We start from the raw sequence: 12,694 nt of genomic DNA, 5'->3' as shown, positions 1-12,694 counted from the left end.
CTGGTCCTTGCAGGGGCCCGCGAACCGGTGTTGAAGAACCACCATAAAACGGAGACAAGTCCATGCCTACTTTTTCCTCGCTTTCGCGTGCCGTCGGCGCGCCCCTGTGCGCAGCCCTGATGGGCCTGGCCGCCGTTGCCGCGCCCGCGTCCGCCCAGGCCCAGGCCGCCTACCCCAGCAAGCCCATCCGCCTGATCGTGCCGTTCCCGCCCGGCGGCGGCACCGACATGATCGCGCGCACCGTGGCGCAAAAGCTCACCGACCAGAACAAGTGGAACGTGATCGTGGACAACCGCCCCGGCGCGGGCGGCAACCTGGGCGTGGACGCGGCGGCCAAATCGGCCCCGGACGGCTACACGCTGGTGATGGGCCAGACCAGCAACCTGGCTATCAACCCCACGCTCTACCCCAAGCTGCCCTACGACCCGCTCAAGGACCTGGCGCCTGTGGCGCTGGTGTCGTCCTCGCCCATCGTGATGGCGGCGCCCGTGAACTCGCCGTTCAAGACCTTTGCCGACGTGGTGGCGGCGTCCAAGGGCAAGCCCGATGCGCTCACCCTGGGCTATTCAGGCAACGGCACGGTGGCCCACCTGGCCGGCGAGTTGGCGGAGAACGCCGCAGGCATCAAGCTGCGCCACATCCCCTACAAGGGCGCGGCCCAGGCCATGACGGACCTGGTGAGCGGGCAGATCGACCTGTACATGTCGTCCGTGCCCACGCTGCTGGGCCAAGTGCGCAACGGCAAGCTCAAGGTGCTGGCCATCACCTCGGCCAAGCGCTCTTCGCAGCTGCCCGACGTGCCCACGCTGGCCGAGTCCGGCTACAAGGGCTTCGAGGCCGTGACCTGGTTTGGCGTGCTGGCCCCGGCGGGAACGCCCGCGCCCATCGTGGCACAGCTGAACAAGGCCATCAACGCGGCCCTGCAGCAGCCCGACGTGGCCGACAAGCTACGCTCCGAGGGCGGCGACGTGCTGGGCGGCTCGGCCGAGCAGTTCGGCCAGCTGCTGCGCACCGAAGTGCCGCGCTGGGGCAAGACCGTCAAGGACTCGGGCGCGAGCCTGGACTGACGACCGACGCCGCCGCGACGACCGCCTCGCACCCGCCCACCCAGGAGTCCGCGCCATGCACCGCGACAGCCTTGCCACGCCCGTGCTTGCCGGGCATCCGGTGCGGTTCTCGGCCGGCACGGCCGCGCCGCGCACCGCGGTGCCGGCCGGCGCCTGCGACTGCCATGTGCACGTGTACGACAGCCGCTTTCCTGCCGCCCCGGGCGCCCGGCTGCTGCCGCCGGACGCATCCGCGCAGGACTACCGCGCGCTGCAGCAGCGCATCGGCACCACGCGGGTGGTACTCGTCACCCCCTCGACCTACGGCACCGACAACCGCCCGTTGCTCCAAGGCCTGGCCGAGCTGGACGCCCTGGGCGTGCCAGCCCGCGGCGTGGCGGTGATCGACGGCACCGAGAGCGACGCCGCGCTGCAGCACCTGCACGCCGCCGGTGTGCGCGGCGTGCGGCTGAACCTGTCGCTGGGCGTCGTGGGCACGGCGGATGCGCTGCTGCCGCTGGCCCGCCGCATCGCGCCGCTGGGCTGGCACCTGCAGCTGCTGATGGCGCCCGATGTGCTGGCGGCCCAGGCCGGCGTGCTGCGCCAGCTGCCCGTGCCCCTGGTGTTCGACCACTTCGGCCGCATTCCGCCCGCGCAAGCGGGCGAGCACCCCGCCCATGCGCTGCTGCTCGCGCTGCTGCAGGCGGGGAGGGCGTGGATCAAGCTGTCCGGCGGCTACATCGTGAGCGCGCAGCACTCGGTGGAAGACCCCGCGCTCGACGCCCTGGCCGTGGGCTACCTGCGCAGCGCGCCGGACCGCGTGCTTTGGGGCAGCGACTGGCCGCACGCCACCGCGTCGGCCGGCGTGCAGCCCCTGCCCGACGACGCGCGCCAGGTGGACCGCCTGGCCGACTGGGTGCGCCAGGCCGGCAGCAGCGCCACGCTGCAGTGCGTGCTGGTGGACAACCCGGCGGCGCTGTACGGCTTCGCCCCGATTTCAACCTCCTTGTTTTGATGACACCGGGAAACCTTGCCATGACCGAACCTGACCGCCTCCTTTCCTCTGCTGGCCCGTCGCGCCGCAGCCTGCTTTTTTCCGGCGCCGCCGCGCTGCTGGGCTCGGCGCTGGCCACCCCCGCGCTGGCGCAAGGGGACTGGCCTGCCGGCCGCCTCATCACCTGGGTGGTCCCGTACCCGCCCGGCGGCAGCACCGACGTGCTGGGACGCAATGTGGCGCAGCGCATCGGCGCGGCGCTGTCCACCAACGTGATCGTGGACAACAAGGCTGGCGCCACCGGCACCATCGGCGCGGCCTTCGTCGCCAAGGCGGCGCCCGACGGCTATACCTTGCTGGGCACTTCCATCGGGCCCCAGGCGATTGCGCCGCACCTGATGGGCAAGCTGCCCTACGACCACATCACGGCCTTTGAGCCCGTGGTCATCATCGGCACCATTCCGCACATCCTGGTGGTGGGCCCGAACCAGCCGTTCAAGACCGTGGCCGACCTGCTGGCCGCCGCCAAGGCGCAGCCGGGCAAGCTCGCATTTGCCTCGGGCGGCAACGGCACCATCCTGCAGATGCAGGGCGAGCTGCTGCAGCAGCAGACCGGCGCGCGCTTCATCCACGTGCCCTACAGGGGCGACACCCCGGCGCTTCAGGACACGCTGGCCGAGCAGGTGCAGTTCATGTTTGCGCCCGCCGCTGCCGCGCTGCCGCATGTGCAGGCCGGCAAGCTGCGTGCGCTGGCCGTCACCTCGGCCCAGCGCCTGAAGGCCTTGCCTGACGTGCCCACGATGGGCGAGGTCGGCATGAAGGACTTTGTGGTGGAGCAGTGGCAGGCCGTGTTCGCGCCCGCCAAGACGCCCGCTGCCGTGGTGCAGCGCCTGAACCAGGAAATCAACAAGGCCCTGAAGGACCCGGCCGTGGTGGCACTGGCCGACAAGCTGGGCGTGACCCTGGTCGGCGGCACACCGAAGCAGCTGGGTGACCTGCAGAAGGCCGACTCCGCCAAGTGGGCCAAGGTGATCAAGGACGGAAACATCAAGGCGGAATAAGGCCGCGTCCTCTCTTGGTTGCCGAACCGCCCCCGACATCTCCCATCCCCGATTCTTTTCTCTCAACCAGACAGAACACCATGAGCCAACTTCCTGAAATCATCCGTGAAATCCAGCGCGTGAGCCCCGACGTCGTGAGCAAAGCCGCCACGTACCAAGCCGCCATCCTGGCCGACGTGGCGGGCCGCCGCGGCACCATGCACGGCCGCGTGGCGCCGGTGCACCAATCCATGAAGGTGGCAGGCCCGGCCTTCACCGTGGAAGTGCGCCCCGGCGACAACCTCATGATCCACGCCGCCATCGCACTGGCCCAGCCGGGCGACGTGCTGGTGATCGACGGGAAGGGCGACCAGACGGCGGCGCTGATGGGCACGCTGATGCTCAGCGCCTGCAAGAAGCGCGGCCTGGCCGGCGTGATCGTGGACGCCGCCATCCGCGACAAGCTGGAGATCCTGGAGCTGGACTTCCCCGTGTTCAGCGCCGGCTTCAACCCCGCCGGGCCCACCAAGTACGTGCCTGGCCGCATCAACCACCCCATCAGCGCCGGTGGCGCGACCGTGAACCCGGGCGACCTGGTGGTGGGCGACGCCGATGGCGTGGTCGTGATCGAGCGCGAAAAGGCCCCCGGCATGCTGGCCCTGGCCGACAAGAAGGTGGCCGATGAAGCCGCCCGCATCGAAGCCATTGCCCGTGGCGACACCGCGTCGAAATGGCTGCCCGCCGCCCTGCGCGCCGCGGGCGTGCTCAAGGAAGGGGAATCGCTGTGAGCCAGTCCATCATCGTCACGGGCGCCGACCTGGCGCTGCAAGCCCTGGAGCTGCTCACGGGCTACGAGGTCATCTACGCCGGCAAGACGCCCACCGAAGACGACATGGTGGCCCTGTGCGGCGCGCACAACCCCGTGGCCATCATCGTGCGCTACGGCAAGGTGGGCGCGGCTGTGATGGACGCGGCCCCCGCGCTCAAGGTCATCTCCAAGCACGGCAGCGGCACGGACACCATCGACAAGGTGGCGGCCCAGGCGCGCGGCATTGAGGTGGTCGCCGCCGTGGGCGCCAACGCCGCCGCCGTGGCGGAGCAGGCCCTGGCGCTGCTGCTGGCCTGCGCCAAGTCGGTGGTGCAGCTCGATGCGCGCATGCACGCCGGCCACTGGGACAAGGCCACGCACAAGAGCCTGGAGCTGGGCGGCCGCACCGTGGGCCTGGTGGGCCTGGGCGCCATCGGCCTGCGCTTTGCCAAGATGGCCGACGCGCTGGGCATGCGCGTGATCGGCTTTGACCCGTTTGCCAAGAACCTGCCTGCGTATGTGCAGGCGGTGGACCTGGCAACGATCTGGCGCGAATCGGATGCTGTGTCTTTGCACTGCCCGCTGACCGACGCAAACCGCAACCTGCTGAACGCCGCCACGCTGGCGCAGTGCAAGCGCGGCGTGATTGTGGTGAACACCGCACGCGGTGGCCTCATCGACGAAGCGGATCTGCTGGCCGCCGTGCGCTCGGGCCAGGTGATGGCGGCCGGCCTGGACAGCTTTGCGGTGGAGCCCATGGTGGCCGGCCACCCGTTCCAGGGCGAGCCGCGCTTCATCCTCAGCCCGCACATCGGCGGCGTGACCAGCGATGCCTACGTGAACATGGGCGTGGGCGCGGCGAAGAACCTGCTGGCCGTGCTGGCCCGTGCGCCCGGCGAAGCGGCCGTGGCCTGAGCGCTGCTCGCCCAACATTCCACCAAGAACATGGCCGGGCAGGGCGCCCGGACCGTGCGGAGACAAGCAATATGCCAAAAAACTTCAAGCAAAAAATGGCTCCAGCGATTATGCAGCAAGCGCTGGCAGCTATCTTTACGGTAGCAGCGTGTGCCACGGCTGCTGCGCAGGCCACTTACCCCAGCAAGCCCGTCAAGCTGGTGGTGGGCTTTGCCGCGGGCGGCCCCACCGATGTGGTGGCCCGCGCATTTGCCGACCACGCCAGCCAGGCGCTGGGCCAGCCCTTCATCATCGACAACAAGCCCGGCGCCAACACCATCCTGGCCGCACAGGCCGTGGCCAGCGCGCCGGCCGACGGCTACACGCTGCTGTTCGGCGCCACCAACCACACGATGATTCCGGGGCTGTACGCCGGGCGCGTCAAGTTCGACGCGGTGAAGTCGTTCAAGCCGCTGTGCACCGTGGCCACCAGCCCCACGGTGCTGGTGGTGCGGCCGGGCCTGCCGGTGAAGACGCTGGCCGACTACGTGGCGCGGGCCCGCAAGGAGCCGGGCGCCACCACGGCCGGCACCGCCGGCGTGGGCAGCTCGGGCCATTTCGCCACCGAGATGTTTGCGCGGGCCAATGGCTTGCAACTCAACCACGTGCCGTACAAGGGCGCCGCGCCCGTGGTCACGGACCTGGTGGGCGGCCAGCTCGACAGCTCGTTCGCCACCCTGGGCTCGGTGCTGCCGCACATCAAGAGCGGCAAGCTCACCGCCCTGGCCGTGGCGTCGCCCAAGCGCTCGCCACTGCTGCCCGACGTGGCCACGTTTGCCGAGGCCGGCGGCGGCCAGTATTCGGCCGATGCCTGGTACGGCGTGCTGGCGCCCGCCGGTGTGCCCGACGCCGTGGTGCAGAAGCTGGAGCGCGCGGCCATGGACTTTGCGAAAAGCGCCACGGCCGTTGAGAAGCTGCGCGGCCTGGGGCTGGATGCGGATTCCACCTGCGGCACCGCCTTTGCCGCGCAGGTGGAGCGTGAGGTTGCCACCTATTCGCAGATCGCCAAGGATCTGAACCTGAAAGTGGAGTGACCCCCCTGAGGCGCTTTGCGCCTTCCCCCCTCTCTCGCCTCGCCGCGCGATGCGCGAAGGGGGACGCAGCCGGTGCGGCGGGGCGGCCCTTGCACGGCTGCCTGCGCCTTGTCTGCGCATTGTCTGCGCATTGTCTGCGCATTGTCTGCGCATTGTCTGCGCCAGTTTCGCGGGCCGTGGGGCTGCGATACCTGTTGATTCTTGATGGACTGAATGGATAAGGAGACTTTATGTTGCGTTTTCTCAAACCCCTGATCACCGCCTGCGCCCTGGCCGCCGGCGTGGCCCACGCGGCCTATCCGGATCGCCCCGTCACCCTCGTCGTGCCCTATGCCCCGGGCGGCGCGGCCGACGCCGTGGCCCGGGTGGTGGCCACGCGCCTGGGCGCCAGGCTGGGCACCAGCGTGATCGTGGACAACAAGGCGGGTGCCAGCGGCACCATCGGCGCCGGCTACGTGGCCAAGGCCAGCCCCGATGGCTACACCATGCTGTACGACGCCACGCCGTACTCCATCAACCCGCACCTGTTCCCCAAGATGCCCTATGCCGCCAACGCGCTGCAGCCGCTGTCGTTGGTGATGCTGGCGCCCAACGTGCTGGTGGTGAAGGCCGACGCCCCTTTCAAGAACGTGGGCGACCTCATCGCCAAGGCCAAGGCGCAGCCCGGCAAGATCAACTTTGCCTCGGGCGGCAGCGGCACGGTGCAGCGCCTGGCGGCCGAGTTGTTTCGCCAGCAGCTGGGGCTGGACATGGTGCATGTGCCCTACAAGAGCGGCGGCCCCGCCATCACCGACGTGATGGGCGGGCAGGTGGACTTCATGTTTGGCACCGTGGCGGCGACCTACCCGCACGTGTCGGGCGGCAAGCTGCGCGCCTTGGCCGTCTCGGCGCCCGCGCGCTCCAAGCGCCTGCCCGACGTGCCCACGGTGGCCGAGACGGCCATTCCCGGTTACGAGGCGTTTGAGTGGAACGGCGTCTTCCTGCCCGCCGGCACGCCCGAGCCTGTCGCGGCCAAGCTGCAGCAGGCCCTGCAGGAGGTGCTGAAGGAAGACGAAGTGAAGCAGCGCCTGGCGGACATGGGCGCCCAGCCCGTGGGCTCCACGCCCGCCGAGTTCGCCGCCTTCCTCAAGAAGGAAGACGGCAAGTGGGGCGAGGTCGTCCGCAAGGGCAACATCAAGCTCGACTGACGGGTGATGGATCTGCCCCTGTCTGACGCCGTGCCGCATTCGGCGGGCCAGAACCGGCCGTCGCGCGCACTGCCGCCGCTGGCGTGCGACAGCCACATGCACATCTTCGATGCGCGGTTTTCGCCATCGCCCCACTGGCCGCGCACGCCGCCCCAGGCGCCCGTGGCCGCCTACCGGCTGTCGCAGCAGCGCCTGGGCACATCGCGCGCCGTGGTGGTCACGCCGTCCACCTACGGCACCGACAACGCCTGCACGCTGGATGCGCTCGACGCCTTGGGCGACAGCGCCCGCGGCGTGGCCGTGGTGGATGCGGCGGTGGACGGGGCGGAACTGTCTCGCCTTGCCGCGCACCGGGTGCGCGGGCTGCGGGTGAACTTTGTTTCGCCGCAGTCCTGGGGCACGACCACGGCGCAGATGCTCTCCACCCTGGCGCACAAGGTGGCGCGCCATGCGGACTGCGGCGGCTGGCACATCCAGGTGTTCGCGCACCCGGAGCAGATCGTGGCGCTCGAACCCGTGCTGCAGGCCCTGCCGGTGCCCTTGGTCATCGACCACCTGGGCCGCATCGACCCGGCCGAGGGGCCATCGGCCACGGCCTTCGGCACGCTGCGGCGTCTGATCGATGGCGGCAACACCTGGGTCAAGCTCTCGGGCGCCTACATGCGCTCTGCGGTGCAGGGCCCGGGCTACGACGACACGCTGCCGCTGGGCCGTGCCCTGGTGCAGGCCGCGCCCGAGCGGCTGGTGTGGGGCAGCGATTGGCCCCACACCACCGAGGTGCCCGGCAGCGTGAACGATGCCGACTTGCTGGACCTGCTCTACGCTTGGGCTGGCAGCGACGCCCTGGCCCGCCGCATCCTGGTGGACAACCCGGCGCGGCTGTACGGCTTTTCCTCCCCGACTTCTGCGTGAAAGACGCCCATGTTTTTGCTGAACCCACCGCAAGTCCGTGAACTGGAAGTGTTCACCTCCCTGCCCGCGCATTTCCGTCGCCGCGAGCGCAGCGCCTGGGCCGACGCGAACCGGGGCGGCGCCGTCACCGATTCGTTCCTTGAAGGCCCGGTGTTCGACGGCGCAGGCCACCTGTACGTGACCGACATCCCCTGGGGCCGCGTCTTCCGCATCGACCCGGAGGGCGCGTGGACGCTGGTGGCCGAGTACGACGGCGAGCCCAACGGCATGAAGTTCATGGACGCCGGCACGCTGCTGATTACCGACTACAAGAACGGCCTCATGCGCCTGGATATCGCCACCGGCACCGTCACGCCGTACCTGGAGCGCCGCAACAGCGAACGCTTCAAGGGTGTGAACGACCTGATCTTCGACGCCGAAGGCAACCTGTACTTCACCGACCAGGGCCAGAGCGGCCTGCACGACCCCAGCGGCCGCTTGTACCGCCTGCGTCCGAGCGGCCAGCTCGACCTGCTGCTGGCCAATGTGCCCAGCCCGAACGGCGTGGCCCTGTCGCCCGACGGCCGTGTGCTGTACCTGGCGGTGACGCGCGGCAACTGCGTGTGGCGCGTACCGCTGCTGCCCGACGGCAGCGTGGCCAAGGTGGGGCAGTTCTTCACCTCCTACGGACCGAGCGGCCCGGATGGGCTGGCGGTGGATGCGGCCGGCCGCCTGCTGGTCGCCAACCCCGGCCTTGGCTACGTATGGGTGCTCAACCACCGTGCCGAGCCCGAATGCGTGTTGCGCGGCCCCGCAGGCGCGTCCACCACCAACCTGGCCTTTGGCGGGGCGGGGCGCCATTGGGCCTACGTCACGGATTCCACCCACGGCCAGGTGCTGCGCGCTCGGCTGGACGCGCCCGGCGTGGCACTGGCGGGCTTGCGGTAGGCACGCCCCGCCGCCGTTGCCGACGCGGCTTCATGCGGCGCCCCCAGAATCTTCGGCCCGGTCTGCTGCTTTTGCTATGTATTTAATAGCTTCTCGCGCTTTCTGGACAATGACTTCAATGAGATTTACCTTTGAAGTTATTCTGTGGAAAGCGCAAGCTGCTATCAAATTTGCGTTGCCCGGACCGGGCATGCGCGCCCCTGCAGGGCCGCTGCGAATCGGCTGTGTTTAAGAAAAACTATTGTTAAATTTGAATTAATTGGCTTTCTATTGTTGGGTTCGCTGCCTACCATTTGCCTGCACATCGCCGAAACGGCGCCATTTGCGACATCAAAAACAGGAGCGTTCCATGACCCAACAAGCCCAATGCCCATTCCACGCCGCCGGTGCCAGCAGCGGCACCACCACCCGTGACTGGTGGCCCAACCAGCTGCGCGTGGACCTGCTGAACCAGCATTCCGACCGCTCCAACCCCCTGGGCGCGCAGTTCAAATACGCCGAGGAATTCCAGAAGCTCGACTACCCCGCGCTCAAGGCCGACCTCAAGGCCCTGCTCACCGATTCGCAGGATTGGTGGCCTGCCGACTGGGGCAGCTACGCCGGCCTGTTCATCCGCATGGCCTGGCACAGCGCCGGAACCTACCGCATGGTGGACGGCCGCGGCGGGGCAGGCCGGGGCCAGCAGCGCTTTGCGCCGCTCAACAGCTGGCCCGACAACGTGAGCCTGGACAAGGCGCGGCGCCTGCTGTGGCCCATCAAGCAGAAATACGGTCAGAAGATCTCCTGGGCCGACCTGATGGTGCTGGCCGGCAATGTGGCGCTGGAGAACGCGGGCTTGCGCACCTTCGGCTTCGGCGCTGGGCGCGAGGACGTGTGGGAACCCGACCAGGACGTGAACTGGGGCGATGAAAAGGCCTGGCTGGCCCACCGCCATCCTGAGACGCTGGCCAGCAACCCGCTGTCGGCCACGGAAATGGGCCTGATCTACGTGAACCCCGAAGGCCCCAACGCCAGCGGCGACCCGCGCTCGGCCGCGCCCGCCATCCGCGCCACCTTCGGCAACATGGGCATGAACGACGAGGAGATCGTGGCCCTGATCGCCGGCGGCCACACGCTGGGCAAGACCCACGGCGCCAGCGCCGCCACGCACGTCGGCGTGGACCCGGAGGGCGCGCCCATCGAGCAGATGGGCCTGGGCTGGGTCAGCACCCACGGCAGCGGCAGCGGCGCGGACGCCATCACCTCGGGCCTGGAGGTGGTGTGGACGCAGACCCCCACGCAGTGGAGCAACCACTTCTTTGAAAACCTGTTCAAGTACGAATGGGTGCAGACCCGCAGCCCGGCCGGCGCCATCCAGTTCGAAGCGCAGGACGCGCCGGAGGTCATTCCCGACCCGTTCGACCCGGCCAAGAAGCGCAAGCCCACGATGCTGGTCACCGACCTCACGCTGCGCTTTGACCCGGCCTTCGAAAAGATCTCGCGCCGCTTCCTGAACGATCCGCAGGCCTTCAACGAAGCCTTCGCCCGCGCCTGGTTCAAGCTGACCCACCGCGACATGGGCCCCGTGGCGCGCTACCTGGGCCCCGAGGTGGCGAAGGAAGAACTCATCTGGCAAGACCCGCTGCCCACGCCCGCGCACCAGCCCACGGCGGCCGACATCGCGGACCTGAAGGCGCAGATTGCCGCCTCCGGCCTGTCGGTGAGCGAGCTGGTGTCGGTGGCCTGGGCCTCGGCCTCCACCTTCCGCAGCGGCGACAAGCGCGGCGGCGCCAACGGCGCGCGCCTGGCACAGGCCCCGCAAAAAGACTGGGCCGTCAACCAGGCCGCCGCGGCCGTGCTGCCCCGGCTGCAGGCCCTGCAGCAGGCCTCGGGCAAGGCATCGCTGGCCGATGTGATCGTGCTGGCCGGCGTGGTGGGTGTGGAGCAGGCCGCCCGCGCCGCCGGTGTGGCCGTCGAGGTGCCGTTTGCACCCGGCCGCGTGGATGCCCGCCCGGACCAGACCGACGTGGCCGCGTTCGCCGTGATGGAGCCGGTGGCCGACGGCTTCCGCAACTACCGCCGCGTGCCCGGGGGCGCCGCCACCGAGGCCTTGCTGGTGGACAAGGCGCAGCAGCTGACGCTGACCGCGCCCGAGATGACCGTGCTGGTGGGCGGCCTGCGCGTGCTGGGCGCCAACCATGACGGCAGCCGGCACGGCGTGTTCACCGACCGGGTGGGCGTGCTCAGCAACGACTTCTTTGTGAACGTGCTGGACATGGGCACCGTGTGGAAGCCGGTGGACGCCACGGCCGAGCTCTTCGAGGGCCGGGACCGCAAGAGCGGCGCGGTCAAGCACACCGCCACGCGCGCCGACCTGGTGTTTGGCTCCAACTCGGTGCTGCGCGCGCTGGCCGAGGTGTATGCCAGCGCCGATGCGCAGGAAAAACTGGTGCGCGACTTCGTGGCCGCGTGGACCAAGGTGATGAACCTGGACCGGTTTGACCTGGTGTCCGCCAAGGGCTGAGGCGGCCGCAGGCAAGGGGAGGGTGCGGCGGGCGCGCGGCGACTACCATGCGGGGACTTTTGTCCCCCTAACAAGGAGCACCCGCGCATGACGCAACCCACCCCCTCCAAGGACTTCGACACCGGCCTGGCCACGCGCCGCCAGGTCATGGGCGATGACTATGTGGACCGCGCCCTGGGCAACGCCACGGCGTTCACCCAGCCCATCCAGGAATACATCACCCGCAACGCCTGGGGCGACGTGTGGCAGCGCCCCGGCCTGGACCGCCGCACGCGCAGCCTGATCACGGTGGCCATGCTGGTAGCCCTGGGCAAGCAGCACGAGCTCAAGGGCCACGTGCGTGGCGCGTTGAACAACGGCGTCACCGCCGAGGAACTGCAGGAGGTGCTGTTGCACGCCAGCATCTACTGCGGCCTGCCCAGCGCGGTGGAGGCGTTCCGCACAGCCGCCGAGGTGGTGGACGGTCCGTTGAAAGGGTAGGCAAAGCGGGGCGCAGCGGTGCGCCGCGCGCGCACCTCGGCTCCTTCATTCTTCTTCATTCGCCATGACGCGCTCACAGCGTGTGAAACAGGCGCGACGCAAACCAGTGCACCCGTGGAACTGGCTTTGCCAGGCCACCGGGTGCGTCCCCCCGGGGGGAAGACGCGAAGCGGCTCAGGGGGGGGCTTAACTCCCCCCCGCCAGCAGCTTCTGCACCAGGTCTGCCGCCGTCGAGGCGTTGTACTTGCGCATGAGCCGGGCGCGGTAGATCTCCACCGTGCGGTGGCTGATCTCCAGCGTGCGGCCGATCTCCTTGGACGTCAGGCCTTGCAGCAGCCGGGCGGCCACCTCGCGCTCGCGGCCGGTGAGTTCGGCCTTGACGGGGCGTTGCGCGCTCAGGTCCTCGAAGCTCCAGATGCCCGAGGCGTGCGGGTTCTCGCGGTTCAGCGCGCGGCCCGACACGTGGCACCAGAAGACCTCGCCGTTGGCCCGCTTCATGATGCGGTTGTCGGCGTAGTGGCCCTTGGCGTTCAGGATGGGCTCCATGTGCGCGCCCAGGCGCTCGTATTCGTCGGCGCTGGGGTAGAGGATCTGGAACGACTGGCCGATCAGCACCTCGCGCGAGGCGCCGAACATTTCGCAGACGTGGCGATTGCAATCCACCATCGTGCGGTTGCGTGAAAGCACCAGCCCCACGGGGGCCATGTCAAAAGCCAAGCGGTAATCCACGTCCATGGGCGAGATAGTGCAAATCTTTACGAAATACTACTTATTTACGTACGTAGTATCGTAGCGCATCCCAATTCAAG

The 12,694-nt window shown here is 69.1% G+C and carries 12 protein-coding genes; 11 read left to right on the top strand and 1 reads right to left on the bottom strand.

Annotated features, from left to right (window positions below; genetic code table 11):
- The first annotated feature begins 62 nt into the window (after positions 1 to 62).
- The 11 genes from ACOYR3_RS13920 to pcaC all read left to right on the top strand — a co-directional run bounded on the left by ACOYR3_RS13920 (position 63) and on the right by pcaC (position 11,885).
- A complete protein-coding gene (locus tag ACOYR3_RS13920; RefSeq protein ID WP_422842960.1) occupies positions 63 to 1,067 on the top strand; it encodes a tripartite tricarboxylate transporter substrate binding protein in 1,005 nt (334 codons plus the stop codon).
- A 55-nt stretch (positions 1,068 to 1,122) separates the two neighbouring features.
- Positions 1,123 to 2,061: an amidohydrolase family protein gene (locus ACOYR3_RS13915; protein ID WP_422842959.1), complete on the top strand. Its 939-nt coding sequence runs from the start codon at positions 1,123 to 1,125 to the stop codon at positions 2,059 to 2,061.
- 20 nt (positions 2,062 to 2,081) lie between these two features.
- Positions 2,082 to 3,101 carry a Bug family tripartite tricarboxylate transporter substrate binding protein gene (locus tag ACOYR3_RS13910; protein WP_422842958.1) on the top strand — a complete coding sequence of 340 codons (1,020 nt, stop codon included), beginning with the start codon at positions 2,082 to 2,084 and terminating at the stop codon, positions 3,099 to 3,101.
- Between the two features lie 80 nt (positions 3,102 to 3,181).
- Positions 3,182 to 3,868 carry an RraA family protein gene (locus tag ACOYR3_RS13905; protein WP_422842957.1) on the top strand — a complete coding sequence of 229 codons (687 nt, stop codon included), beginning with the start codon at positions 3,182 to 3,184 and terminating at the stop codon, positions 3,866 to 3,868.
- Positions 3,865 to 4,803, top strand: a complete 939-nt coding sequence (locus ACOYR3_RS13900; RefSeq protein WP_422842956.1) for an NAD(P)-dependent oxidoreductase — start codon at positions 3,865 to 3,867, stop codon at positions 4,801 to 4,803. Before ACOYR3_RS13905 ends, ACOYR3_RS13900 begins: the two co-directional genes overlap by 4 nt.
- 71 nt (positions 4,804 to 4,874) lie before the next feature.
- On the top strand, positions 4,875 to 5,876 hold the full coding sequence (locus ACOYR3_RS13895; RefSeq protein WP_422842955.1) for a Bug family tripartite tricarboxylate transporter substrate binding protein: 1,002 nt from the start codon (positions 4,875 to 4,877) through the stop codon (positions 5,874 to 5,876).
- A gap of 230 nt (positions 5,877 to 6,106) precedes the next feature.
- The gene (locus ACOYR3_RS13890) at positions 6,107 to 7,063 is read left to right on the top strand and encodes a Bug family tripartite tricarboxylate transporter substrate binding protein (RefSeq protein ID WP_422842954.1); all 957 of its coding nucleotides are present in this window, start codon (positions 6,107 to 6,109) and stop codon (positions 7,061 to 7,063) included.
- A gap of 6 nt (positions 7,064 to 7,069) precedes the next feature.
- Positions 7,070 to 7,975, top strand: a complete 906-nt coding sequence (locus ACOYR3_RS13885; protein WP_422842953.1) for an amidohydrolase family protein — start codon at positions 7,070 to 7,072, stop codon at positions 7,973 to 7,975.
- A gap of 9 nt (positions 7,976 to 7,984) precedes the next feature.
- Positions 7,985 to 8,902, top strand: coding sequence for an SMP-30/gluconolactonase/LRE family protein (locus tag ACOYR3_RS13880; protein ID WP_422842952.1), 918 nt, complete (start codon positions 7,985 to 7,987; stop codon positions 8,900 to 8,902).
- A 349-nt stretch (positions 8,903 to 9,251) separates the two neighbouring features.
- Positions 9,252 to 11,405: a catalase/peroxidase HPI gene (gene katG / locus ACOYR3_RS13875; protein ID WP_422842951.1), complete on the top strand. Its 2,154-nt coding sequence runs from the start codon at positions 9,252 to 9,254 to the stop codon at positions 11,403 to 11,405.
- Between the two features lie 87 nt (positions 11,406 to 11,492).
- A complete protein-coding gene (gene pcaC / locus ACOYR3_RS13870) occupies positions 11,493 to 11,885 on the top strand; it encodes a 4-carboxymuconolactone decarboxylase (protein WP_422842950.1) in 393 nt (130 codons plus the stop codon).
- A gap of 186 nt (positions 11,886 to 12,071) precedes the next feature.
- Here the strand turns inward: pcaC and ACOYR3_RS13865 are convergent, their stop codons facing one another.
- Complete coding sequence (locus ACOYR3_RS13865) at positions 12,072 to 12,620, bottom strand: LuxR C-terminal-related transcriptional regulator (protein ID WP_291487127.1); 549 nt, start codon at positions 12,618 to 12,620, stop codon at positions 12,072 to 12,074.
- Positions 12,621 to 12,694 lie beyond the last annotated feature (74 nt).

Origin of the sequence: Acidovorax sp. M2(2025) (assembly GCF_049330835.1) — a bacterium.
In the GTDB taxonomy this organism is placed as follows: domain Bacteria; phylum Pseudomonadota; class Gammaproteobacteria; order Burkholderiales; family Burkholderiaceae_C; genus Acidovorax.
The sequence above is the reverse complement of the archived record's forward strand: the minus strand, read 5'-3'. Positions and strand labels throughout refer to the sequence as shown.

Excerpts from the sequence above, each read along its gene's own strand:
- ACOYR3_RS13920 (WP_422842960.1), top strand. The coding sequence starts at position 63 with ATGCCTACTTTTTCCTCGCTTTCGCGTGCCGTCGGCGCGCCCCTGTGC.
- ACOYR3_RS13915 (WP_422842959.1), top strand. The coding sequence starts at position 1,123 with ATGCACCGCGACAGCCTTGCCACGCCCGTGCTTGCCGGGCATCCGGTG.
- ACOYR3_RS13910 (WP_422842958.1), top strand. The coding sequence starts at position 2,082 with ATGACCGAACCTGACCGCCTCCTTTCCTCTGCTGGCCCGTCGCGCCGC.
- ACOYR3_RS13905 (WP_422842957.1), top strand. The coding sequence starts at position 3,182 with ATGAGCCAACTTCCTGAAATCATCCGTGAAATCCAGCGCGTGAGCCCC.
- ACOYR3_RS13895 (WP_422842955.1), top strand. The coding sequence starts at position 4,875 with ATGCCAAAAAACTTCAAGCAAAAAATGGCTCCAGCGATTATGCAGCAA.
- ACOYR3_RS13890 (WP_422842954.1), top strand. The coding sequence starts at position 6,107 with ATGTTGCGTTTTCTCAAACCCCTGATCACCGCCTGCGCCCTGGCCGCC.
- ACOYR3_RS13885 (WP_422842953.1), top strand. The coding sequence starts at position 7,070 with ATGGATCTGCCCCTGTCTGACGCCGTGCCGCATTCGGCGGGCCAGAAC.
- ACOYR3_RS13880 (WP_422842952.1), top strand. The coding sequence starts at position 7,985 with ATGTTTTTGCTGAACCCACCGCAAGTCCGTGAACTGGAAGTGTTCACC.
- katG (WP_422842951.1), top strand. The coding sequence starts at position 9,252 with ATGACCCAACAAGCCCAATGCCCATTCCACGCCGCCGGTGCCAGCAGC.
- pcaC (WP_422842950.1), top strand. The coding sequence starts at position 11,493 with ATGACGCAACCCACCCCCTCCAAGGACTTCGACACCGGCCTGGCCACG.
- ACOYR3_RS13865 (WP_291487127.1), bottom strand. The coding sequence starts at position 12,620 with ATGGACGTGGATTACCGCTTGGCTTTTGACATGGCCCCCGTGGGGCTG.